The 22,997-nt window shown below is 58.1% G+C and carries 21 protein-coding genes and 4 tRNA genes; 13 read left to right on the forward strand and 12 right to left on the reverse strand.

What is annotated here, in order from left to right; translation table 11 throughout:
* Entirely contained in the window at window positions 1-501 is a 501-nt protein-coding gene (locus ACI5GA_RS20060) for a GspH/FimT family pseudopilin (protein ID WP_421423941.1), read from the reverse strand.
* A gap of 174 nt (window positions 502-675) precedes the next feature.
* Between ACI5GA_RS20060 and pilV (ACI5GA_RS20065) the strand changes: the two genes are divergently transcribed.
* The 4 genes from pilV (ACI5GA_RS20065) to ACI5GA_RS20080 are packed head-to-tail and all read left to right on the forward strand — an operon-like array spanning window position 676 to window position 2,749.
* Window positions 676-1,122: a type IV pilus modification protein PilV gene (pilV, locus tag ACI5GA_RS20065; protein ID WP_421423943.1), complete on the forward strand. Its 447-nt coding sequence runs from the start codon at window positions 676-678 to the stop codon at window positions 1,120-1,122.
* Window positions 1,119-1,820 carry a PilW family protein gene (locus tag ACI5GA_RS20070; protein ID WP_404639728.1) on the forward strand — a complete coding sequence of 234 codons (702 nt, stop codon included), beginning with the start codon at window positions 1,119-1,121 and terminating at the stop codon, window positions 1,818-1,820. The genes pilV (ACI5GA_RS20065) and ACI5GA_RS20070 overlap by 4 nt, the downstream gene beginning before the upstream one ends.
* A 13-nt stretch (window positions 1,821-1,833) precedes the next feature.
* Window positions 1,834-2,322, forward strand: coding sequence for a pilus assembly PilX family protein (locus ACI5GA_RS20075; protein WP_421423945.1), 489 nt, complete (start codon window positions 1,834-1,836; stop codon window positions 2,320-2,322).
* Between the two features lie 10 nt (window positions 2,323-2,332).
* A complete protein-coding gene (locus tag ACI5GA_RS20080; protein WP_421423947.1) occupies window positions 2,333-2,749 on the forward strand; it encodes a type IV pilin protein in 417 nt (138 codons plus the stop codon).
* A gap of 4 nt (window positions 2,750-2,753) precedes the next feature.
* Here the strand turns inward: ACI5GA_RS20080 and ACI5GA_RS20085 are convergent, their stop codons facing one another.
* Genes ACI5GA_RS20085 through ACI5GA_RS20110 form a run of 6 tightly spaced genes read right to left on the reverse strand, consistent with a single transcriptional unit; the run spans window position 2,754 to window position 9,996 of the window.
* Window positions 2,754-3,176 carry a type IV pilin protein gene (locus ACI5GA_RS20085; protein WP_421425500.1) on the reverse strand — a complete coding sequence of 141 codons (423 nt, stop codon included), beginning with the start codon at window positions 3,174-3,176 and terminating at the stop codon, window positions 2,754-2,756.
* Window positions 3,177-3,190: 14 nt separating this feature from the next.
* A complete protein-coding gene (locus tag ACI5GA_RS20090) occupies window positions 3,191-7,549 on the reverse strand; it encodes a pilus assembly protein (RefSeq protein WP_421423949.1) in 4,359 nt (1,452 codons plus the stop codon).
* A gap of 20 nt (window positions 7,550-7,569) precedes the next feature.
* A complete protein-coding gene (locus ACI5GA_RS20095; RefSeq protein WP_421423951.1) occupies window positions 7,570-8,118 on the reverse strand; it encodes a pilus assembly PilX family protein in 549 nt (182 codons plus the stop codon).
* Window positions 8,115-8,921, reverse strand: coding sequence for a PilW family protein (locus tag ACI5GA_RS20100; protein ID WP_421423953.1), 807 nt, complete (start codon window positions 8,919-8,921; stop codon window positions 8,115-8,117). The genes ACI5GA_RS20095 and ACI5GA_RS20100 overlap by 4 nt, the downstream gene beginning before the upstream one ends.
* Window positions 8,918-9,460 carry a type IV pilus modification protein PilV gene (gene pilV / locus ACI5GA_RS20105; RefSeq protein ID WP_421423955.1) on the reverse strand — a complete coding sequence of 181 codons (543 nt, stop codon included), beginning with the start codon at window positions 9,458-9,460 and terminating at the stop codon, window positions 8,918-8,920. The genes ACI5GA_RS20100 and pilV (ACI5GA_RS20105) overlap by 4 nt, the downstream gene beginning before the upstream one ends.
* Window positions 9,460-9,996: a GspH/FimT family pseudopilin gene (locus ACI5GA_RS20110; RefSeq protein WP_421423957.1), complete on the reverse strand. Its 537-nt coding sequence runs from the start codon at window positions 9,994-9,996 to the stop codon at window positions 9,460-9,462. Before ACI5GA_RS20110 ends, pilV (ACI5GA_RS20105) begins: the two co-directional genes overlap by 1 nt.
* Window positions 9,997-10,186: 190 nt before the next feature.
* Between ACI5GA_RS20110 and thiO the strand changes: the two genes are divergently transcribed.
* Window positions 10,187-11,296 carry a glycine oxidase ThiO gene (gene thiO, locus ACI5GA_RS20115; RefSeq protein WP_421423959.1) on the forward strand — a complete coding sequence of 370 codons (1,110 nt, stop codon included), beginning with the start codon at window positions 10,187-10,189 and terminating at the stop codon, window positions 11,294-11,296.
* A 115-nt stretch (window positions 11,297-11,411) separates the two neighbouring features.
* Here the strand turns inward: thiO and ACI5GA_RS20120 are convergent, their stop codons facing one another.
* The 4 genes from ACI5GA_RS20120 to ACI5GA_RS20135 all read right to left on the reverse strand — a co-directional run bounded on the left by ACI5GA_RS20120 (window position 11,412) and on the right by ACI5GA_RS20135 (window position 15,738).
* Window positions 11,412-12,752 (reverse strand): sigma-54-dependent transcriptional regulator, encoded by a 1,341-nt coding sequence (locus ACI5GA_RS20120; RefSeq protein WP_421423961.1) that lies wholly within the window; start codon window positions 12,750-12,752, stop codon window positions 11,412-11,414.
* Between the two features lie 2 nt (window positions 12,753-12,754).
* Window positions 12,755-14,347 (reverse strand): sensor histidine kinase, encoded by a 1,593-nt coding sequence (locus ACI5GA_RS20125; RefSeq protein ID WP_421423963.1) that lies wholly within the window; start codon window positions 14,345-14,347, stop codon window positions 12,755-12,757.
* On the reverse strand, window positions 14,337-14,576 hold the full coding sequence (locus tag ACI5GA_RS20130; RefSeq protein ID WP_404639704.1) for a PP0621 family protein: 240 nt from the start codon (window positions 14,574-14,576) through the stop codon (window positions 14,337-14,339). Before ACI5GA_RS20130 ends, ACI5GA_RS20125 begins: the two co-directional genes overlap by 11 nt.
* A gap of 145 nt (window positions 14,577-14,721) precedes the next feature.
* Complete coding sequence (locus ACI5GA_RS20135; protein ID WP_404639702.1) at window positions 14,722-15,738, reverse strand: outer membrane protein assembly factor BamD; 1,017 nt, start codon at window positions 15,736-15,738, stop codon at window positions 14,722-14,724.
* Between the two features lie 151 nt (window positions 15,739-15,889).
* Here ACI5GA_RS20135 and rluD point away from each other — a divergent pair, with 151 nt between their 5' ends.
* The 8 genes from rluD to ACI5GA_RS20175 all read left to right on the forward strand — a co-directional run bounded on the left by rluD (window position 15,890) and on the right by ACI5GA_RS20175 (window position 21,809).
* On the forward strand, window positions 15,890-16,852 hold the full coding sequence (gene rluD, locus ACI5GA_RS20140; RefSeq protein WP_404639700.1) for a 23S rRNA pseudouridine(1911/1915/1917) synthase RluD: 963 nt from the start codon (window positions 15,890-15,892) through the stop codon (window positions 16,850-16,852).
* Window positions 16,853-16,860: 8 nt separating this feature from the next.
* The gene (gene pgeF, locus ACI5GA_RS20145; protein ID WP_404639807.1) at window positions 16,861-17,589 is read left to right on the forward strand and encodes a peptidoglycan editing factor PgeF; all 729 of its coding nucleotides are present in this window, start codon (window positions 16,861-16,863) and stop codon (window positions 17,587-17,589) included.
* 273 nt (window positions 17,590-17,862) lie between these two features.
* Window positions 17,863-20,427, forward strand: coding sequence for an ATP-dependent chaperone ClpB (gene clpB / locus ACI5GA_RS20150; protein WP_421423965.1), 2,565 nt, complete (start codon window positions 17,863-17,865; stop codon window positions 20,425-20,427).
* A gap of 423 nt (window positions 20,428-20,850) precedes the next feature.
* A tRNA-Asn gene (locus tag ACI5GA_RS20155) sits at window positions 20,851-20,926 on the forward strand.
* A gap of 20 nt (window positions 20,927-20,946) precedes the next feature.
* Window positions 20,947-21,023 (forward strand) — tRNA-Pro (locus tag ACI5GA_RS20160).
* 6 nt (window positions 21,024-21,029) lie between these two features.
* A tRNA-Lys gene (locus ACI5GA_RS20165) sits at window positions 21,030-21,105 on the forward strand.
* A 78-nt stretch (window positions 21,106-21,183) separates the two neighbouring features.
* Window positions 21,184-21,260, forward strand: a tRNA-Pro gene (locus ACI5GA_RS20170).
* 264 nt (window positions 21,261-21,524) lie between these two features.
* Window positions 21,525-21,809, forward strand: coding sequence for a hypothetical protein (locus ACI5GA_RS20175; RefSeq protein WP_404639696.1), 285 nt, complete (start codon window positions 21,525-21,527; stop codon window positions 21,807-21,809).
* 34 nt (window positions 21,810-21,843) lie between these two features.
* Here ACI5GA_RS20175 and pstS read toward each other — a convergent pair whose 3' ends face one another.
* The gene (pstS, locus tag ACI5GA_RS20180) at window positions 21,844-22,878 is read right to left on the reverse strand and encodes a phosphate ABC transporter substrate-binding protein PstS (RefSeq protein WP_423251848.1); all 1,035 of its coding nucleotides are present in this window, start codon (window positions 22,876-22,878) and stop codon (window positions 21,844-21,846) included.
* Window positions 22,879-22,997: the final 119 nt, after the last annotated feature.

The following is a 22,997-nucleotide window of genomic DNA, read 5'->3' on the forward strand; positions in this document are numbered from 1 at the left end:
TCATGCGCAGGGATCGGTGTTGAACCCGTCACTGCGCAATGTCACCCGGCCCGTCACGGCAATTGCGATCTGAAAGTGGCTGGCAGGCGAGTCCTTCAGACACACCGCCAGCGTGCCATTGGCGTTATTGAGCAACCTGCCGCCGCTGTCAAAGCCGACGCGGCTGGCGATTCTGCCGTTACCTATGACCTTCACGTTCGGATATCCGGCACGCTCCGCGAGTGCCACGTCCCCCTCATCCCTGAGTTGGTTACGGTTCGTGTCGACGAAGACCGCCCAGCCCTGACTCCAGTTCTCGTTGGATGCTTGCATGATCACTGGCTGACCGCGCTGGATCGCCTCCACGCGCGCCAGTCGTAGCCCTGTGGCCAGTTGCTGAGCAGCGTCCTGTCTTCGTTGGGATTCGACCAGTGATTGGAAGGCGGGGGCGGCGAGTGTGGCGACGATGCCGATCACGACCAGTCCCATGAGCAGCTCGATCAGCGTCAGTCCTTTTTGCATGGTTTGCTCACTTCTCTGAAGTTTCCGCGCCATAGCAAACGCCCGAAGCGCGCGGCTGACAAGACGTGCGATTGTCAGCCGATATGTCCGCAAGCTGCGGTTACACAGTGCTCAAGCGACTCGCTCAGCGTCGTCTTCAATGTCTCTGCACAGTCATCGCAGAGGTGTTGGCGGATGAGTACGGGGCAGTCAGGCGTGACATTGATCGAGGTGTTGGTGGCGTTGCTGGTGCTCGCCGTCGGTGTGCTGGGCGTGGCGTTGTTGCAGGTCAACGCCTTGAAGCAGACCGACAGCGCGATGCGCAGCACCCAGGTGAGTTTCATTGCGCACGACCTGATGGAGCGCATGCGCGCCAACCCCGAGGCTCATTACACCCTCAGTTCCTTGAGCCAGGCGCCGACCGCAGGTAATCCAGACGTTCCTCGCGATCAGGATCTGTTCGACTTTGCAGACCAGTTGAAACGTGCGGTGGGCGAAAACGTGCAAGCGTCTGTCCAAATGGTCGGCGGTCAGGCAACGATCAACCTGGAGTGGAGTGACGCCAGAGCTCAAGGCGAAGCGGCGCAAGCCCGGCAAACATTGACGTTGACCAGCCTGATTGGGCCGCAGGGGCAGCGATGAAACAGCGGACGGGTGGATTCGGTCTTGTTGAAACCTTGCTGGCCTTGGTACTCGGCCTGGTGATATCGCTGGCACTGACGCAGATGTTCCTCCACTCGAAAAGCACGTACCTGAGTCAAGCTTCTTCGGCGGCGCTTCAGGAGGACGCGCGTTTTGTTCTCTCCAGAATGGCTCAGGAAATACGGCTGGTTGGAGTGTTCGGCTGCCAGCGAGCCATTCGCGATGAAAGCCTGGGGGCGCGATTCGCCCACGCGTTCAATACGCCTGTGCGTTGGGATGCCGGACAGCGCTCGCTGACGTTGATCAGCGCTGCGACGGAAGTGGGCAACACGTGGCACGAATGGATCATCCACACCGATTGCACTACATCTGCCGTGGCCTGGTCCCGAGGGCGTGCGCCTTCGCTGATGGCGGGAGAGTTCGCGCTGCCCATTCAACAACACGTTTATCGCTTCAATGCACAGCGTAACGAGCTGACTCTCGACGGGCAGCCGCTGCTGAGCCACGTCCGGGATTTCAGTGCGCTGTTTGGCGTCGCGTCTTCTCGGAGCAGGGTTGGCATTGCGCGTTACACCTCACAGCCTGATCCCGCCTTGATTCGCAGTGTGCGCCTGACACTGGTGCTGTTTGATCCAGCGGATCGTACTCGGGAGCAGACGTTTCACATCGTGGCGGCGATTCGCAACCGGGCGGGCTAAGGAGGAGCGAGTGATGAACGCGCAACGCGGGGCTGTGTTGATGGTGGGGCTGGTGTTCCTCTTGCTGCTGACATTGCTTGCAACCTCGTCGATGCAGAACGCCACGCTTCAAGAACGAATGGCGGGCAGTCAAGCGCGCCGCGACGCGTCATTCCAGGCGGCAGAGGCCGCGTTGCACGCAGGTGAAGCGCGCGTTTCGTCACCTGGCTTTTCGCAGGAGCGCTGCACTGGCCTGGCGACCTGTTTACCCCCTCCGGAGGCATTGACCTTGTCTACCGAGGGAACGGGCGGGGCTTCTGGTGTGATCTGGCGGGCAACCCCCAGCGGCTTTGTGGGCATTCAGTACCTGGGTGAATCGACAGGTGCGATCGAAGACGGTGATGCCCAGCAACCGCCCAAACTCTATCGCGTGACTGCGATAGGCCTACAGGGCACTGCCAGGACGGTGCTGGAAAGCGTTCACACCGATGAGAAACGCATCCTGTGGCGTCAGCGCCTATGAAGGGGCACCCATGAGAGGACGAGGTTTCACATTGATCGAGTTGCTGATTGCCATTGCGATCATGGCGATCCTGGCGACCGTCGCCTACCCGGCTTACAGCGAGCACACCCGCAAGGTACGTCGCGCCGAAATCACGTCATTACTGATCGAGGAGGGGCACCGGCTGGAACGCTTCTATTCGCGAGTGGCGCAGTATTCGGACGCCCAGGGTCCGCCTGCACGGGAGCATGAGGTGTCGGGCGGGAATACGTTTTATGTGATCGAGGCCGAACGCTCAGAGCAAGCGTTTGTGTTGACGGCGAGCCCGATCAGTGGGGGAGCGATGAGTGCCGACAAGTGTGGCCGCTTTGTGCTGGAGCACACTGGCAGGCGCGACAACGTGGGAACGTCGGGGGATGCCAGTGTGCAGCGGTGTTGGGGGCGGTGAGGGGCTACTTCCAGCAACTTGTGGTCGTGGGATCTGGAGATCGCGTACCGTCCTGACTGATGCTCAACGTCGTGCAGCCGGTGTCTTTTGTTTGAGTACCTTGAGCGACCACCTGTAGCGTGTAAGTCGTCGCTGTTGCGACTGATGACTGTAACGTGTATCTGCCGCTGGCGGAGTTTGCATTGGTAATACCGAGTGCTGACAGCGTCGTGGTGGTGGAGGTCGGGTAACTATTGTTTTGAGCGTAGTAACGCTCCATGCGCGCCACTGCATCGGAAAGCATCGCAGTGCCTTCAGAGCGATTCCCACGCAGGACGTAACTGGTATAGCTCGGATAAGCAACGGCAGCCAAAATGGCGACGATCGCGACCGTAATCATCAGTTCTATCAGCGTAAAACCACGCTGCTGTGGAGATCGAGTAAGCATATTCAACTCTGTTCTCATGGGGATGGAATGACGCGCCAGTTCTGGCGACCGTCGTATTTCGTACCGGTGTTAACGGGAGTGATTAAGCCGCTGGAGTCGGTGGAATCCTTTTGACCATTCAGCGAGCTTATCGTAAACCCGCCTCCGCTCGTGCTCATGCCGCTTACGACGGTGTTGTTATAGTTGTCCGCGCTGGAGATCGTGCCGTTGCGGCGCAAGTTGAACACCGTAAAGCTTGTTCTTCCGCCGGTTGTAGGGTCCAAGCCGTATTCCCAACCGGTAACGCCCGGGCTGCAAACGTCCGTAACGGGGGTTCGGGTTGAGGCGAATAACACACTCCCGCTCACGACAAGCGGGTCGACCAACCGCTCGCCGAGTAATGTTGTACCCACGGCGAGGTCGAGATACCACCCGGATTTCGTTGTCCAGTCGACCGCATTGGCACTGACGATTCGAACATCGTTGGAGGCGCCAGAGAAGTCGACGTCATTGGCCTGCAATGTAATGGTTTGTTGTTGCAGCGAAGCCCGATTCAATACCGGCGTCGAGCTTGCCGTTTGCGCGTCTACTTGTTTATCCCACACGCCATACAGCGTCTGCAGGTCGGTACTGCTTTTGTCGGCCGAAGCGAAATAGCGCCCTGTGCCGAAAAGGACCAGCACGCCTGAAGACGAAGGGTGGGAGACAATGTCCGGAGGGGCTGTGATCGATTGAACCGCGCCGTTTGTGTCAGTCGTCGTGGCGGTGTACAGGGGCTTGTTGCCAAACGCCACCTTGTAACTGCTCGCTGTCGTGCTGGACGTTAGCGAGCCTGGGGCGATCAGGTCAAATCGCCAGAGGTTTCCTTGCAAGTCACCAGCATAAACATAATCAGCGATGCCGTCAGAGTTGGCATCCAGTACGACAGGTGAGGACAGGCCATTGTTGCCCTCGACTGAGGTTTTCAGCTTGCTGATCGTTGCGCCGGTCGCTGCATTGAGAATCAACAGGGACGCGTAGCCATTATTGCCGTTATAGCCGTTACCCACGATGACGGCCCATTCACCTGAGTGCAGCTTGGTGATTACAGGGGTAGAGAGTGTGGCTCCCAAGTCGCTGTCAGTCTGGGACGTGAACTCCCAGAGCAGCTTGATGCTGTCTGGGTTAGTCACATCCAGCGCGAAAATTTCGTTTCCTCCCGCGCCGAGTGTTCCCACCAGGATGGTGTGCCAAGCGCCAGAGAAATAAACGTCCGATACGACGGGCGTCCCATCGACGAAGTAGCGGTGCAAGGCCGCGTTGGTGTTGTAGTTCCTGTTGGTCAGTGCGCTGAGGTTCGAAATCACCGCTGACGGAATGAATGCGAATTTTTCCACGCCTGTGTCTGTATCGAACGCGTGCAGCATCCCATCGTTTGCGCCGACATAAACCTGGCCGCGTCTGTTGAGTTGTGTGCTCTGGAAGGCAGCATAGTCACCGCTGGAACCATTGAGCGCGTCTGCGAGAGCCGACGACTTGAATGAGGCAACATCGACGACAGCGGGGGCAGAGTTGACCAAGTCCCCGATCAGCGATGTGCGACGGCGGAATTGTGAGATGGCGTTGCTCGTATCACCTTTGATGAAGTCGACCTGGTCCGAGGTCAGAGTGGTCTGCAAGTTGACGCTGGCGTAGGTGCGGTTGGCGAGATTGGCATAGGTGAAGTTTTGCAACCCGTTACCAGCTTGGTTCGCCATGGTAATATTGCGGTTTGTCCAAGTCGGCATTTGAGCGCTGGCGGACCAGTTTCTCGTCGTCGTCGAAACACCGGTATAGGCATCAACAACGGTGGTGTTTTTGATCAGGTCGCCAGCCCAGGTCCCCGCCGTCAAACTGTTCAGGTAGGTAGAGGCTGCGTTACTCGTCCCTTTGACTGGGACAACAGCCGGTGCCGAGACGGAATTGTTGGTTTGCACGATCTGGCTGAACGCTAAGTCCAGTTGTGCTTTCAACGTGGAGGCGTTTGAGACCAGAAAGTAGTTGTTTGGCGTGCCGGACTTATTTGAGTCCCATTGGCCAGCAACGGGAAGGCTTGAGCTGGTATTTTTGGAATCGCCAAAACCTCCCCATTTCGCTGCATACCACAACGGGTCTTGCAGGTTGGTGATCGACGTCGTGGGAGACGCGACGAACCGCCGGGTATGCGTATCACCTCGGGACGTGGCGAACGATTGGTTGCTTCCGTATTTGCCGGGCAATAGATCGTTCGTGTTGTTGCACGGGTTGCTCGACGCTGCACAGGCGCCGGGAAGTCTCGTACCTGGCGTATCGAGTGAGTAATGCAGGTTACCGTTGGCGCCCCCAGTGACTTCCAGGTAGATACCATCGGCGGTGGTGCCCGAAATGGTGTAACCCATGTGGGATTCAGCCCCGGACACCGCGTATGCCGTTTGCAGCGTTACATCAAGGGTGCCAAGGGCGTTGACCGCCACGGTATAGAGCACGATGGCGTCCATATCGTAGTCACAGCCTTGGCCGCAGTCGTCGAAAACGACCCGGAAAACAGCTTGCGCTCTGCCGCCGTTTATATTGGTGTTACTAGGCTGCCCCGGCATGTTGTATAGCGAATCAATGTAAAAGCCGGTGATCTGTTCGGTGATACCGCTGGCGGCTACTTTGCCAAATGGCACCAGCGTAATGGTCCCTGTGCCGACCGGCATCTGGATGCGGGGCAGCGTTGAAGACAACGCCATTGAAAACGTCTGGACTCTTTGATTGCCTGGGGTGGTGATCGGATTGGTATTGGCAAAGTACGCCACGGCTGCGGCGTTGAACGTGCCTTCTTTAGTCGGCTCTTCAGGCAGCCCCCGAATGTTGCCTAGGCTGGAGGCCACTTTGGCAGTGGGTGCCCCATCGTTGGAGGCCAGGGTCTGCCCGATATTGATATTTCTCGTACCGCCAACGTCGTTATCCCAGATGGTCTTTCCTAATCCGCTCACATCGAGGGCTGATAAGGCATTCGAGGAGCCGGGTGCAGCGCTAATGGTGTATGCACTGCCCGGTAAATCGGAGTCATAGCTGGGGGTGACGTCACTGAATAGTGTTTCGAAGGGCTTCGAGCAACTCGGATAGGTTGGTGGATTCGCGGTGGCGCTCGGTGTGCTCGAGTAGGGGTTGGTCCAGGTGGTGACGCTGCTCAGGCTCAAGCCGCCAGTTGTGTCCGCGAGGCCGGATTTGTAGTTGGCGCTGGGTGTCGTTTCGCCACTGAAGTAGCGCATGGTCTCGTACATCATCTCGCCAAGCGGGTTACCCCAGTTAGGGCAGTTGGCGTTGGGCATAGGCGTTGTATAGATGTAGCAACTCGTGGTGCTCAGGCGCAGACCATCGAGCGTGCCGATGATGCCGGATTTGACGTAGGTGCCGTTTGTTTGCCGAGTGCCGAATATCCCTGTCGATGCATCGACCTCGCCTGAAAAGCTGCTCATCGCTTTGCGCAGCACACCGCCTTGGATGTTGTTCTGGTAAGTGCCCGTCAGCAGACCGAAGTACATCTGGTTGCCTTCACCGTAGTCGTGAAGGATCCCCGTGGGTTTGTAATTGCCATTGGGGTATTGCTTGCAGTTGCTCTCGATGTAACTGGGCTTACAGACTTCAACCCGGACTTGATAGTCCGTCGGCGTGACATAAACATCGCTCAGGCTGGTGTTGGTGGCATAGTTGCCGCCTTGAGTCACTTCCCGTGACACCCAGCCAAAGATGCGGATGTTTGACTGATTCGCCAGCACCCGCAACATCGGCACTGAACCGGGGGTGTTGTTGGCAAACAGTGTGTAGTTACCCGCACTGGGGTTGGACAGTGGCGTGTAATCCGAAAGGTTATAACCGTCGACGGCGAGGCTGGTGTATTCCTTACCCCATGTGTGTGCATCCATTGGGATGTAGGCGCGCGTCAGGATGGTTTGCGAGGTTGTATCCACTTCGCGATAACCGCCGTAGAGCACTTTGCGCAATGCGTCGGCGCGGGAAGTCGTCAGGTAGTTGAGGTAGTCGCCGCTCCAGCGTCCTGGGTGTGTGGTGCATTTCTTATCCGTTGTCGCGTCAGCCGCCGTGAAATAGGTGCTGTTATAGGTGTAGCAGGTATAGGAGTCGAAGTAGCCGAGGTAAGTGATCGAAGGCTTGTAGCGAATATCGATCGAGCCATCGCCGTCCAGGTCGGAAGCATCGTTATAAGCAGGGAAGAACAATTTGTGGTCACGCCCTACCACCAGCATGTTCAACGGCGGAACCGAGTTGTTCAAAAACAGTGGCAATTGCGCCGGTACTTGGCTGACGGCTGCGAACGCCGAAGAAAAGCAGGTCAATAATCCGCATGCCAGCGCAACGATAAAACGGCTGTATCGGGTAGGATTATTCATCGGCGTTCGCATTCCGGACGTCATTGTGGATTGGAGACTGCGTAGACGGTACGCAGGATCACGCGCTGGGTGGTTGTGTCACTGGAGCACAGTACGGTTGACGCGCAAGCAGTGATTTCGTAGTAAGGCCCATTGGCGCCTAGCGCTCCAGTGTTCGTGGAGATACCCCCCAGTGTGCCGAGGTTTGTGACGTACCACTGAATGGCGATCGTCTGGGCGCTGACTGCATTGCTGTCGTAGCCTGTAACGGCGTTGATTTGAGGCAGGTTGGTTGTGTTGAACTGGGCTGCGTAATCCCCATTGGTGTCTACCGCAGGGGGCTGGTTAATGCAGGGCTTGTACGCTGTATTACCGTTACATTGCCATTTCAGCACGCTACTCTCGCCCATTCTCAGACCGGCCTCTGCAGCATTGAACAGGCTTCTCTGTAATTTGAGGTTGCCGGTGATACGCGACTCCAGAGATACGCCCCGCATGCTCGACAGCGCCAGCAACGTGATAATCAGCAACATCATGATTGCCACAATTAAAGTCGCGCCGGTCTGAGTGCTCATCGCCTTGCGATTCATTGCAGCTGATTCCGAATCATGGTGGTTCCCTGCACGATCTGATAAATGCTCGCTTTTTCGGTTGTAGTCGATCCGTAAGTGGTGCTGTAGCGGCTGTTCCAGTCGGTCAGTACCGACGATGTCTGCGAGGTGTCGTCACGAATGGTTGAGCTTCCGGGGCTTTGCATCAACGCGCTGTAGCGTACCGCCGCAATGGTCCCTGTCGGGGTTGTGCTGAACGATGTCACGGCCTTTGACCCGGCAACGCCCGAGCCGTATTCAAAGCGAAGATCTTTCACCCCTGTGACCAGTTGCTGGGTGCCTGCGCTCGTCGTGCAGGTCACCGCGCTGGTGTTCGCGTCGAATGCTATCTTCTCCACGATCTTTGGACGCACCACCGTGGTTTTCGCGGAGTAAGGCGCACTGATTGCGGAGATGTCTGCTGCTACCAATGCTGTACCGAGACAATTGACGTCGGCCCTGCTGGTGGCCTGATACTGAATGCAAAGCTGTGTTGCCGAGATCGCGGCGACTGCTTCTCCTGCGTTGAATGCGCAACCGGAGACAGTGCTGTTGTCTGACGGAATATCAGGCACCAGGAAACTGCGATACCCCGCTTTCAGCAGTTCTTGATTTAAGGAACTCAATGCAAACCGGCCGTTCTCTTCATTGCCGAGCTGACCCTGTTGGAACAGGTAGCTTTTCTGGTTATTGATGAATATTTGGGTGACACCTAGCATCAAGAACAGCCCGATGAGCATGGCGACCATCAATTCGATCAGTGACAGTCCACGCTGCCTGTTGCGCAAGGTCACGTTATTCATTTGATGCGCGTCCTTAATCTGTACGTGCATGTGTTGGTCGACGCGTTGCCCACCATGCAATCAGTGGTGCTTTTGACCGTCCAGGCCACCTGAATCTCTAGTTCAGTGTCCAAAGTGTTAGTGCTTGTACACGCGCTGGTATCTCCTGGTGCTGTGCTGCGACAAATGTAGAAACTACCATTAAGCAGTGAGGAGCCACCGGGTAAGGCTTTCCCTGCTCTAACGGCCCAACACCCTATCTGGCTGGACAGGGTTGCGGGCGTTGGAATACAGCTTGCCGCTGCCGCTGGAAAGTTTGTGCCCGGGGCTTTGATGCAAGTGTTTGCGCTTGTGCAGTCTGCGGAGGCGCTGCGGATGATTCCCATCAGGTCGTCCACCAGCATGATGGCGGTATTGCGCTGAACGGAGTCCTGCGTATAGGGAATGGCCTTGCTTTGAAGCGCCACCATGCCAAGCACGCCCACGGCAATGATGATCATGCTGACCAGTACTTCGATCATGCTGAAACCGCGGCTGTCATCACGTTCGGATAGATTCATCAGCAGCCGCTCGGTTTGGTGGTGGTCGGAGCGGTAACGCGGCCACTGGTGAGCAGCGTCACGTACTGTGAAGCGATAGCCGTGTCGGTCGTGTGGAGAACTTGAAAGCAGGCGCTGACAGAGGCAGTGCCTGTGGGTGAAAAGTTGACGGTGGTAACGCTCGAGTTGATAGATACACCGGTTTGCAAGCCGCTGGCACCCACTTGCCTCAGGATGGTACCGGTGGTGGCTCCTGAGCCCAGCCTCACAATGATATTCGTTGTTCCAGACGCCGCACTGATGTTCACCGTAGTGCCCCGCGTCACCGCCTCAGCCCGCGCATATTGTAACAAGTCATAAAACTCATCAGACGCGGCCCGCACATTCATCCGATGGATCAGGTTCGTAAAGCTCGGTACTGCCATTGCCGCAAAAATACCGACGATCACAACTGCCACGACCAATTCGATCAAGGTAAATCCGTCGCTATTGCCCCCAAGAGGACCTTGCCAGCTGCGACGCGAAATCGGGCGCGTAAGACCAGGGCTGAAATCCATCAAGGAAATTCCGTTTTTCGTTCGAAATATGGTGATACTACTCAGGTTCGAAGTCGCGATGTAGTGGATGTCCGGGGAATTTCACTGGACAAGCGGCATCGTCCGGATTATTGGCCGTTGTCGAGTTGGTGGTCTGCGACCAGTAGCGCACGAACCGACATGTCGTTTTTTACGGGTAAGCGAGTTCTGCATGTCCAGGCAACACGTGGTGATCGTGGGTGGTGGTGTGATCGGTCTGTTGACCGCGTTCAATCTTGCGCCAAAGGTTCAGAGCGTCGTTCTGCTTGACCGTTCGGGCGTTGGACAGGAGTCTTCGTGGGCGGGGGGCGGGATCGTTTCGCCGCTCTACCCGTGGCGCTACAGCCCGGCCGTGACCGCGCTGGGGCACTGGTCGCAGGATTTCTATCCACAACTGGCGGAACGTTTGTTCGCTGGAACGGGCGTCGACCCGGAAGTGCATAAAACCGGTCTGTACTGGCTCGATCTCGACGATGAGCAAGAAGCGCTGGCGTGGGCTACCCGGCTCAAGCGACCTCTGTCTGCGGTGGATATCTCTGTGGTCTACGATGCTGTGCCGGTGATGGGCGGTGGATACACTCGGGCCATTCACATGGCCGACATCGCCAACGTGCGCAATCCGCGCCTGGTCAAGTCGCTCAAGGCCGCCTTGATGGCGATGCCCAACGTAACGATTCACGAGCAATGCGAAGTCAGCGATTTTGTGCGCGATGGCGATGCAATCATCGGTGTCAGCACGCCAGCGGGCGATATTCTCGGCGACAGCGTCGTGCTCGCTGCGGGCGCGTGGAGCGGTGATCTGCTGCGCAAACTCGGGCTTGAGTTGCCTGTAGAGCCCGTCAAAGGGCAGATGATTTTGTACAAATGCGCAGCGGACTTTTTGCCGAGCATGATCCTCGCCAAAGGCCGCTATGCGATTCCCCGGCGTGACGGCCATATACTGATCGGCAGCACCCTCGAACACGAAGGCTACGACAAGACCCCGACCAATAACGCGCTGGAGAGTCTGAAAGCATCAGCGGTCGAACTGATTCCCGCGTTGGCTGACGCTGAAGTGGTGGGCCATTGGGCAGGCCTGCGCCCAGGCTCGCCGGAAGGCATTCCGTTCATCGGCCAGGTTCCCGGCCATGACGGGCTGTGGCTGAATTGCGGGCATTTCCGCAATGGTCTGGTGTTGGCCCCGGCGTCATGCCAGTTGCTGACGGATTTGTTGACGGGGAGTACGCCGATCATCGATCCGGCGCCGTATGCGCCGTCGGAGACGGTGTTGAGGCCACGGTAGCCGCTCGGCTTTTTATCGGTGGTGTTTGTGAATACGACACCGCCGGCAAGCCGGACTGCTACGGGTACCCGGAAGTCTTGAAGCGCTCTCTTTCATAACGCCGGGCGTTTGGCACTTACTCCAACCCCAACTTCTTCAACCGATACCGCATCGACCTGAACGTCAGATTCAGCCTTTGCGCCGCAGCCGTCCGGTTCCAGCGGGTTTCTTCGAGGGCCTGGAGGATCAGTTTGCGCTCGACGCTCTCCAGATAATCTTCCAGGTTGTCGATTTGCGCGAGGCTTGGGCCGTTCTGTTCGCGGGTGGTCGAGGATTCGGCCAGGCGCAGCTCATCGGCGTTAATCAACTCGTTTTCGCACAGGGTGTATGCCCGTTCGAGCATGTTCTCCAGTTCCCGCACATTGCCGGGGAAGCGGTAACCCTTCAGTGCCGCCAGCGCAGGAGGGGTGAGACGTGCAGGAGGCTGGCTGGTGCCTTCAGCCAAGCGACGCAGGACGTTGTTGGCGATTTCCTCGATGTCTTCGCGACGTTCGCGCAGGGGCGGAACGCGCAGCTCGATGACGTTGAGACGGTAATACAGATCCTGGCGGAAGCGTTCGGCGGCGACTTCGACGCTGAGGTCTTTGTGGGTCGCGCACAGTACGCGTACATCGACCACCTGTTCCAGCTGACCGCCGACAGCGCGCACGGATTTTTCCTGAATCGCCCGCAGCAATTTCACCTGCATCGCCAGCGGCAGGTCGGCAACCTCATCCAGAAACAACGTGCCGCCATTGGCCGCTTGAAACAGGCCTGGCTTGTCTTCGTGCGCACCCGTAAAGCTGCCTTTGCGATGGCCGAAGAATTCGCTTTCCATCAGTTCGGTGGGAATCGCTCCGCAGTTGACCGGCACGAATGGCTTGTCGACGCGCGGACCCTGTTCGTGAATCAGACGCGCCACCAGTTCCTTGCCGCTACCGGACTCACCACTGATATAGATCGGCGCCTGGCTGCGCGCGAGCTTGCCTATCTGCTTGCGCAACGCCTGCATGGGCGGCGAGTTGCCGAGCAAACGGTTGTCGATGCTGTTTTCGTTGGAGGACGATAGGTGCAGCCGCAGCGCACTGCCGACCAATTCACGCAAACGGCTCAGGTCTACGGGCTTGGTCAGAAAGTCGAATGCACCGGCCTTCAACGCATGAATGGCGGTGTCCAGGTTGCCGTGGGCGGTGATCATGGCCACGGGCACCTGGGGGTGACGCTTCTGGATGTGCTGGACCAACTCCAGGCCGTTGCCGTCGGGCAGGCGCATGTCGGTCAGGCACAGGTCGAAAGGCTCGCGGGCCAACCAGTCCTGAGCTTCTTTGACGTTGCGTGCGCTGCGCGTATCGAGCTTCATGCGCCCCAGGGTGATTTCCAGCAGCTCACAAATGTCGGGTTCATCGTCGACGATCAGGATTTTTTGCCGTGGGTTCATCTTCAACTCAATCTGAACGGGTGGGCAAAGGTGATCCGCATGCAGCTGCCGCCACCTTCCCGTGGTGTGTAATCCAGGTTCGCCTGATTGCTTTCGCACAGCTCCCGTGAAAGATACAGGCCAAGTCCCGTTCCTTTGCTTTCAGTGGTGAAAAAAGGTTCGAAAATCTTCGTCAGGTGCTCTGGCGCAACGCCGGGGCCGTCGTCCATGACCTCAAGGCTGGGCAAATCACTAAGTGTGTCATGAAACAGCCGGAGCCAGACCTGCGCGCGCTCATGCAACTGACCGCTGTAGCGTAGGCCGTTCTGCACCAGATTCGTCATGACTTGCTGCAATTGTTCGGCATCCATGCGCGTGGTCAGAGTGCCGAAGCCGATCTCCAGATGCACGGATTGCTCCGCAGGCAGTGTGCTGCGAAGGTCGCTGACGAAATGTTCGAGCCACTGCCGAAGGTCGAGCAGGTGAGGTTCGGTCTGACGTCGGCGGGACAGCTGCAAGACGTTCTCGATCACCAGATTCATCCGTCGCGATTGATCTTGAATGATCTGACTGAGACGTCGGTCCGGTTGGGTCAGTTCCTCGGACTCGTGCAGCAGTTGGGCCGCGTGGCTGATCGCACCCAGTGGGTTGCGGATCTCATGGGCGATCCCCGCTGTCAGTCTGCCCAGCGCGGCGAGCTTGAGTTGCTGGGCCTGTTGGGATATTTGCGAAAGGTCGTCGAGAAACACCAGCGTGTGGCGATGATTGCCTCGGGTCAGGGCGATGAAGCCGGGGCGCAGTACGGGGCCGATGGTCGATGTGGTAATGCTGCGCGGCGCCATCGAAGAGTTGATCTGCCATTGCCGCAGGCGCTCGACCAGTTGGGGGGAGTAGAGGTCAATGACTTCACCGAGCAGGCGCTCGTGGCCCAGGAGGGTCAACGCACTGCGATTGGCCAGCAAGACCTTGTGGTCGGCGTCCAGTACCAGAATCCCGGTGCGCATGCGCTCCAGAATCAGAGCGTTGAGTTCTTCGAGATTGTCGACATCAGCGGCACGCTGTTCGGCGATGTCTTCACTGGCCTGCAAGCGTCTGGCCAGCGTTTGCACCAACAGCGCGGCGGCGAAACACAACGCCCCCAATGAACCGGCCTGAACGAAATGGTTAACGGCAGCCGGTTTGTTGTAACTGATGTAGAACGTCAGGTAGATGATGCCAATGGCTGAAATGGCGGCGATCAGCAAGCCTGTTCGCCTGCGTAGCAGCACGTTGCTGATCGCCACGGAGGCGGCGATCAGGTTACCCAGCCCGCTGGGTGCACCTCCGCCCGCATAAAACAGGGCGCAGAGCATGACGGTATCGGCCAGCGCCAGTGTGAAGAGCTGGCCTTGATGACTGGGGCGTTCAAGGAGCACGACCACCAGAATGTTGAACACCAGATACAGCCAGCACCCGGTGCGAAACAGTTCGATGTCCGCCAGTTCGAGCAATTCGGCATCCAGGCTGCTGGAAATCAGCAGCACCAACAGAATGCCGATGCTCAAACGGTACAGATGATACAACCGCAGGATGCGCTGGGCCTGAGGGGTCGCCAGCGACAGGGTTTCAGCGGTCACGTGTTGCGGGACCCTGCAGGCGATGGCTTTCCGTGCAGTACCACTGCTGCCCCTGGCTCAAGGCGCGGTCCTGTGGAACGTGCACGCCACAGTGTGCGCAGCGAACCATGGGCGCAGCGTCATTTTCACGCGGGGTGGTTTTGGGCCGTGGAGCGGGGCCTTGGGTCAAGCGTTTGAAAAACCAGATCGCCGCCATGACGAGGGCGATCCACATAATCAAGCGAATCATGTTTGTCAGCTTAGTGAGTGAAGATGCCGCAGTGTAGCCAACGGGCTGGCAGGCGCACAGTCGTGCACGCCGTTATAAGGTGTCAGAAATGAAAAAGAGGTCCCGTAGGACCTCTTTCTGTCTGACGCTGGCGCTGTGACGGTGATCAGTCGAACAGGCCGAAGGTCATGTAGCTGAAGATCGAGCGGCTTTTCGGGGTGCCGTCGTCATCAGCGTTCTTCTCTTCTTCTTTCTGGTTCTCAGGCAGCAGGTCGGCCGGGATGGCGTCTTTGGCGTCCTGGTACTGCTTGATCACGTCCTGGTTGGCGCGGGTTTCTCCCGGCGGCAGCGGCGGACGGCTTTCGATCAGGCCCAGGGTTGCTTTCGACAGCCACGAACGGTTGTCCGGGTCCGGCGTGCGCGCGGTGAACTTGCCATCAGCCAGTTGCGGGTGATCCGGGTAGTTGGCTTTCAGCACTTGCAGGCTGGTGTCGGCCAGGTCGTCCAGATGCAGACGCTGATAGCCTTCGACCATCACGGCCAGGCCGTCGCCAACCGATGGGGTTTCCTGGAAGTTTTCCACCACATAGCGGCCACGGTTCACTGCTGCGACATAGGCCTGACGGGTCAGGTAGTAGTCGGCAACGTGGATTTCGTAGGCGGCCAGCAGGTTGCGCAGGTAAATCATGCGCTGCTTGGCGTCTGGTGCGTAGCGGCTGTTGGGGTAGCGGCTGGTGAGCTGGGCGAACTCGTTGTACGAGTCGCGGGCAGCTCCCGGGTCACGCTTGGTCTGATCCAGCGGCAGGAAGCGCGCGATGATGCCCACGTCTTGGTCGAACGAAGTCAAACCCTTCAGGTAGTAGGCGTAGTCGACGTTCGGATGCTGAGGGTGCAGACGAATGAAGCGCTCGGCAGCCGACTTGGCCGCTTCAGGCTCGCCATTCTTGTAGTTGGCGTAGATCAGCTCCAACTGCGCCTGGTCGGCATAGCGACCGAACGGGTAGCGGGATTCCAGCGCCTTCAGTTTCTCGGTCGCGCTGTTGTAGCTGTTGTTGTCCAGATCGGCCTGCGCCTGCTGGTACAGCTCGACTTCACTGAGGTTTTCGTCGATGACTTCTTTCTTCGAAGAACAGGCAGCGGTAAGTCCGAGGATGGCTATCAGCAGCAGGTGTTTCACTTGCATGGCGGCTTGCGTCCCTATAACGGCCTGCTGTCTTGCGCAGGACCGTCCTGTTATGATGGGCGCCCCGTGGAACCCCCGGGACAAAAGACGCCGTATTTAACCACAAGCGCACAGCCGAAACCAAAGGCCAGTGCCACCTCCTAGTTTGAGCATGTCTGAGATCATTGAACTTCGCGCAGAGGTGCCGTCCGAATTGGGCGGTCAACGCCTCGACCAGGTCGCCGCCCAACTCTTCGCCGAGCACTCGCGCTCGCGCCTTTCCGCCTGGATCAAGGACGGCCGTCTGACCGTGGACGGTGGCGTTCTGCGCCCGCGTGACATCGTGCACGGCGGCTCCGAGCTCGTTCTGAAGGCCGAGCAGGAAGCGCAGGGCGAGTGGGTCGCGCAGGACATCGAGCTGGACATCGTTTACGAGGATGACCAGATTCTGGTCATCAACAAACCGGCCGGGCTGGTGGTTCACCCCGCAGCGGGTCACGCCGATGGCACCTTGCTCAATGCGTTGCTGCACCATGTGCCGGACATCATCAATGTGCCGCGCGCGGGCATCGTGCATCGTCTGGACAAGGACACCACCGGTCTGATGGTCGTCGCCAAGACGATTCAGGCCCAGACGCAACTGGTGGCGCAACTGCAGAAGCGTACGGTCAGCCGCATTTATGAGTGCATCGTGATCGGCGTGGTGACGGCGGGGGGCAAGATCAACGCGCCCATCGGTCGTCACGGCCAGCAGCGTCAGCGCATGGCCGTGATGGAGGGCGGTAAACCGGCGGTGAGCCATTATCGTGTGCTGGAGCGTTTTCGCTCTCACACTCACGTGCGGGTCAAGCTGGAAACTGGCCGTACTCACCAGATTCGAGTGCACATGGCGCATATCAACTTCCCGTTGGTGGGGGATCCGGCGTACGGCGGCCGCTTCCGTATCCCACCGGCAGCCAGCCAGACCATGGTGGAGTCGCTCAAGCACTTCCCGCGTCAGGCACTGCACGCGCGTTTCCTTGAACTGGATCACCCGACGACCGGTCAGCGCATGAGCTGGGAGTCACCATTGCCTGACGATTTCGTCTGGCTGCTGTCGCTGCTCAAGCAGGATCGCGAGGCGTTCATCGGATGATTGAGTTCGTGGCGGACTGGCTGATTCCCGACTGGCCTGCGCCAGTTGGCATCAAAGCGTGCGTCACCACTCGCGCGGGCGGCGTCAGCGTCGCGCCGTTCGACACGTTCAATCTGGGCGATCATGTCGATGATGATCCCGCAGCGGTTGCGCAGAACCGCTCGAAACTGACCGCATCATTGAAGGTGCAGCCTGCGTGGCTCAAGCAGGTGCATGGCATCGACGTCGTGCAAGCCACGCCTGCCCACGTGATGCAGGCCGATGCCAGTTGGAGTACAACACCGGGCGTTGCCTGCACGATCATGACCGCCGACTGCTTACCTGCTCTGTTCTGCAATCGGCAGGGGACTCAAGTCGCGGCAGCTCATGCGGGCTGGCGTGGCCTGGCGGCGGGTGTGCTGGAGGCCGCAGTCGACAGTTTTGCTGACGCGCCCTCAGACATTCTGGTCTGGCTCGGCCCTGCCATCGGACCGCAAGCCTTCGAAGTGGGTCCCGAAGTTCGCGAAGCCTTTATGGCAACCCATCCCGAAACTGCCGAAGCCTTTGTACCGAGCGCCAACCCCGGCAAGTTCATGGCTGATATCTACCAGTTGGCGCGGTTGCGCCTGGCCGCCCATGGCGTGGCTGCCGTGTATGGCGGCGGTTTGTCGACCTACAACGATGAGCGCTTTTTCTCCTATCGTCGCGGCGCACGCACCGGGCGGTTTGCGTCGCTGGTGTGGATCGAGCCTGTTTGACGCATCCGATTTGCTGGTTGTAGGAGCGCGCTTGCCCGCGATAGCGTTGTGTCAGCAACGCATTCATGGCTGACACAACGCTATCGCGGGCAAGCGCGCTCCTACGATCAGATATCTCTGACCACCAAATTCTTCCCGGCCAGCTAATGTTGATCTGTGTCAAGCACTCACCGCTTGAATCCTGTGCAATCGGCCACATCTAAGGGCTATCTGGCAGGTTTTCTTTATTAAGGTGTGTTCATTGCTCCGGCCTGCCCATTAGGAAGGTGACCAATGCGTATTGACCGTTTAACCAGTAAATTACAGCTCGCTTTATCTGACTCCCAATCCCTGGCGGTGGGCATGGACCATCCCGCCATCGAGCCTGCGCACCTCATGCAGGCGTTGCTTGAACAGCAGGGCGGTTCGATCAAACCCCTGTTGTTGCAAGTCGGCTTCGATATCAACAGCCTGCGCAAGGCGTTGAGCAAGGAGCTGGACCAGTTACCCAAGATTCAAAACCCGACTGGCGACGTGAACATGTCGCAGGATCTGGCGCGCCTGCTCAACCAGGCCGACCGTCTGGCTCAACAAAAAGGCGATCAGTTCATCTCCAGTGAATTGGTGCTGCTCGCGGCCATGGACGAGAACAGCAAACTCGGCAAGCTGTTGCTCGGCCAGGGCGTCAGCAAGAAAGCGCTGGAAAACGCCATCAGTAACCTGCGTGGCGGCGAGGCCGTGAATGATCCTAACGCCGAAGAGTCGCGCAAGGCGTTGGACAAGTACACCGTTGACCTGACCAAGCGTGCCGAAGAAGGCAAGCTCGACCCCGTCATCGGTCGCGACGACGAAATTCGCCGGACCATTCAGGTGCTGCAACGTCGTACCAAGAACAACCCGGTGCTGATCGGCGAACCCGGTGTGGGTAAAACCGCAATTGCCGAGGGCCTGGCCCAGCGCATTATTAATGGCGAAGTGCCGGATGGCTTGCGTGGCAAGCGTCTGTTGTCTCTCGACATGGGCGCGCTGATTGCTGGTGCCAAATTCCGCGGCGAGTTCGAAGAGCGCCTGAAAGCGGTACTCAACGAGCTGTCCAAGCAGGAAGGCCAGATCATCCTGTTCATCGACGAATTGCACACGATGGTCGGCGCAGGCAAGGCCGAAGGCTCGATGGATGCAGGCAACATGCTCAAGCCCGCTTTGGCGCGGGGCGAGTTGCATTGCGTCGGTGCCACAACGCTGAACGAGTATCGCCAATATATAGAGAAGAACGCGGCCCTTGAGCGGCGCTTCCAGAAAGTGTTGGTCGACGAACCGAGCGAAGAAGACACCATCGCGATCCTGCGGGGCTTGAAGGAGCGCTACGAGGTTCACCACAAAGTGGCGATCACCGACGGCGCTATCATCGCGGCGGCCAAGCTCAGCCATCGTTACATCACCGACCGCCAGTTGCCGGACAAGGCCATCGACCTGATCGACGAAGCGGCCAGCCGCATTCGCATGGAAATCGACTCCAAGCCCGAAGTGCTCGATCGTCTGGAGCGTCGCCTGATCCAACTGAAAGTCGAATCTCAGGCGCTTAAAAAGGAAGACGACGAAGCGACGCTGAAACGGCTGGAAAAACTCCAGGAAGAAATCGTGCGGCTGGAGCGTGAATACGCCGATCTGGAAGAAGTCTGGACGTCTGAAAAAGCCGAAGTGACGGGTTCTGCACAAATTCAGCAGAAGATTGAACAGTCCCGTCAGGAACTGGAAGCGGCGCGCCGTCGTGGCGACCTCAACCGCATGGCGGAACTTCAGTACGGCGTGATTCCCGATCTGGAACGCAGCCTGCAGATGGTCGATCAGCACGGCAAGCCCGAGAACCAGTTGTTGCGCAGCAAGGTGACAGAGGAAGAGATTGCCGAGGTCGTCTCTAAGTGGACCGGGATTCCGGTGTCGAAGATGCTAGAAGGCGAACGCGACAAGCTGCTGAAGATGGAAAGCCTGCTGCATGAGCGGGTGATCGGTCAGAACGAAGCCGTGGTGGCCGTGGCCAACGCCGTTCGTCGTTCCCGTGCCGGGCTGTCCGACCCTAATCGCCCGAGTGGTTCGTTCATGTTCCTCGGCCCGACCGGTGTGGGTAAGACCGAGCTGTGCAAGGCGCTGGCCGAATTCCTGTTCGACACCGAAGAGGCGATGGTTCGCATCGACATGTCCGAGTTCATGGAGAAGCATTCCGTGGCTCGTTTGATCGGCGCGCCACCGGGTTATGTGGGGTATGAAGAAGGCGGGTATTTGACCGAAGCCGTGCGTCGCAAGCCGTATTCGGTGATCCTGCTGGACGAAGTCGAGAAAGCACACCCGGATGTTTTCAATATCCTGCTGCAAGTGCTGGAGGATGGTCGCCTGACAGATAGCCATGGCCGCACCGTTGATTTCCGCAACACGGTGATCGTCATGACGTCCAACCTGGGTTCGGCGCGGATTCAGGAACTGGTGGGGGATCGTGAAGCGCAGCGTGCAGCGGTAATGGATGCGGTGGGTTCGCACTTCCGTCCGGAGTTCATCAACCGGGTCGACGAAGTGGTGATCTTCGAGCCGTTGGGTCACGACCAGATTGCCGGTATTACCGAGATTCAGTTGGGCCGCTTGCGTCAGCGTCTGGCCGAACGGGATCTGAATCTGGAACTGACGCCAGAAGCGTTGGAAAAACTGATCGCGGTCGGCTACGACCCGGTGTACGGCGCACGGCCATTGAAGCGTGCGATTCAACGCTGGATCGAAAACCCGCTGGCTCAGTTGATCCTGTCGGGCAGCTTCATGCCGGGGACCCGCATCAAGGGGACGGTGGTGGACGACGATATCGCGTTCGTCTGATTCGCTGCTTCTATATAGAAGGACACAAGAGGGCGCTCCGAAGGGAGCGCCTTTCTTATATCTGGGTCACACCATACCCTATAGCTGTCCGGCTTGCCGACGGTGGCGATTTCACGTGCGCCACCGTCGGCAAGCCGGACTGCTACAGACGCGGGATGTACAGGCCCGGTTTTTGGTGTCTCAAACGCTCCCTCGAAAAAAAGTTGCAAATCATTGTCTTAAAAGCAATTTAGAGGGTTGACACCTGTTTCTAGGAATGTAGAATAGCGCGCCTCAGAGACGTGAACGCAGCGATGCAGACAGGTCGAAGAGGCTGAAAATGCAGTAGATTCAGGGCAGTAGGTGCAAGATCACTCTTGCAAAGAAGTACTGAATTTTTCTGTGTTGAAGCGCGTCAAACGCTACATCTGAAATTGAATATGTTCCGTGATAGCTCAGTCGGTAGAGCAAATGACTGTTAATCATTGGGTCCCAGGTTCGAGTCCTGGTCACGGAGCCAATTTCCAGAAGTAGTACCGTCGGGGTATAGCGCAGTCCGGTAGCGCGCCTGCTTTGGGAGCAGGATGTCAGGAGTTCGAATCCCCTTACCCCGACCATTATTTGGGTCGTTAGCTCAGTTGGTAGAGCAGTTGGCTTTTAACCAATTGGTCGTAGGTTCGAATCCTACACGACCCACCATTTTTGACCTGGCTTCATCGGGTTGAATCTTAGGGAGTGACGCCAGTTGCGTCATCCGTTTAGCTTCATCTGTTTCATCGGGGTATAGCGCAGTCCGGTAGCGCGCCTGCTTTGGGAGCAGGATGTCAGGAGTTCGAATCCCCTTACCCCGACCATTTTCGCCCCAGCAGTTCCCGGGTAGAAAATACGGCTTCAGCGCCAATCGCGCGGTAGCCCACAAAAAGGCGTCCTTCGGGGCGCCTTTTTTCGTTTCTGACCGTCCACCGTTCGACGCCCGTCGTTTCGACTTCCTTCCTCTCGTTTATCCCTCCATTCACCCTGCAAACCACCGTACGTGCCGCTTGTGCGTTGTCGCTATATGAAAAAATATACAGCGCTAGGTATCATAGGCAGCCACTCGATGCTTTGAGAAAGGAACCATGAGGCCGAATGTAACGAACGCCCGCACTTACCCTTACACCGCTTGGGTGCTGACCCGCAGCTTCGTCGTATTGGAAGTTGAACTGGTGGGGCCGACCGCCGATGGCCAGAACGAGCGCTCGGCCAAAGGCAAATGGTATGCGCCGGACACGCTGTTCCAGTCACCCGATGCAGCGGTGGATGCAGGTCGGACGCGTATTGAAGCGGCACGCGCTGAAATTGCCCGTCGTGCGGCGGTGCTGGAAGAGAAGAGCGCGTTGCTCGACAGACTATCGGGGCGCTGAGCGCAGCGTCGCTGCGCTCGCTTGGCAGGAGGGGTTACTGCGCCTTTGGCGCGTCCCCCCAAGAGGCTTCGATCAAGTTTTTCAGGTCTGTTGGAATCGGCGCGAAATCCAGTGAGCGCGCGTGTTCCTGGCCGCTTTCCAGTGTCCAGCGGAAGAAGTCCTGCACGGTTTTCTGACGATCAGCGTTTTTCGGCTGTTTGTACACAACGATGAACGTCGCGGCGGTGATCGGATAGGCCTTTTCACCCGGTGCGTTGAGCATCGACAGGTCGAAGTCCTTGGCGTTTTTCCAGTCTGCCGTGGCGGCCGCCGCCTGGAAGGATTCGGTGCTCGGCACCACGAAATTCCCTGCCGCGTTCTGCAACAGACCGAAATTCAGGTTCTGCTGCTTGATGTAGGCGTACTCCACGTAACCAATCGAATTCGGCATCTTCTTCACGTAGGAGGCCACGCCCTCGCTCCCCTTGCTGCCGATACCGACCGGCCACTTGACCGACGTACCTGCACCAATCTTGCCTTGCCATTCCGGGCTGACTTTGGACAGGTAACTGGCCCAGTTGAAGGTCGTACCCGAATCGTCCGAGCGATAGACCACGTTGATGCTGCTGTCCGGCAGTTTCAGGCCGGGGTTCAGCGCCACCAGAGCCGGCTCGTTCCATTTCTTGATTTTGCCGAGGTAGATGTCCGCCAGCACCGGGCCGTTGAACTTGATCGTGCCAGGCTTGATTGAGTCGACGTTGATCACTGGCACGACGCCGCCAATCACCGACGGGAATTGCTGTAGGCCCAAGGTCTGAAGATCGCCCGATTTCATCGGCATGTCAGTGGCGCCGAAGTCAACGGCGCCTTCCTTGATCTGCGCCACGCCCGCGCCGGAGCCGATGCTCTGGTAGTTCACCTTGACGCCGGTTTTCTGGTCGTAATCAGTGGCCCATTTGTAGAGCACCGGATAGATGAAGGTGGAACCGGCACCGGTGACTTCCTGCGCGGCAATGGCGCTGTTCATCAGAGACAGATTGAGCGCGATGCCAAGGCCTGCGGCCAGCACCATTCGGGAAAGCTGAAACATGGATGACTTCCTGTGATCGAGCGACATCGGGGTGTGATGTCCTAATGGGATCACAGTAATCAGCACGTTTTTATGACAGAACGTTGCTTTCACTATCCAGTTGGCTCCCACAGAGTGGG

This window comes from Pseudomonas sp. Pseu.R1 (genome assembly GCF_045764065.1).
In the GTDB taxonomy this organism is placed as follows: Bacteria; Pseudomonadota; Gammaproteobacteria; order Pseudomonadales; family Pseudomonadaceae; genus Aquipseudomonas.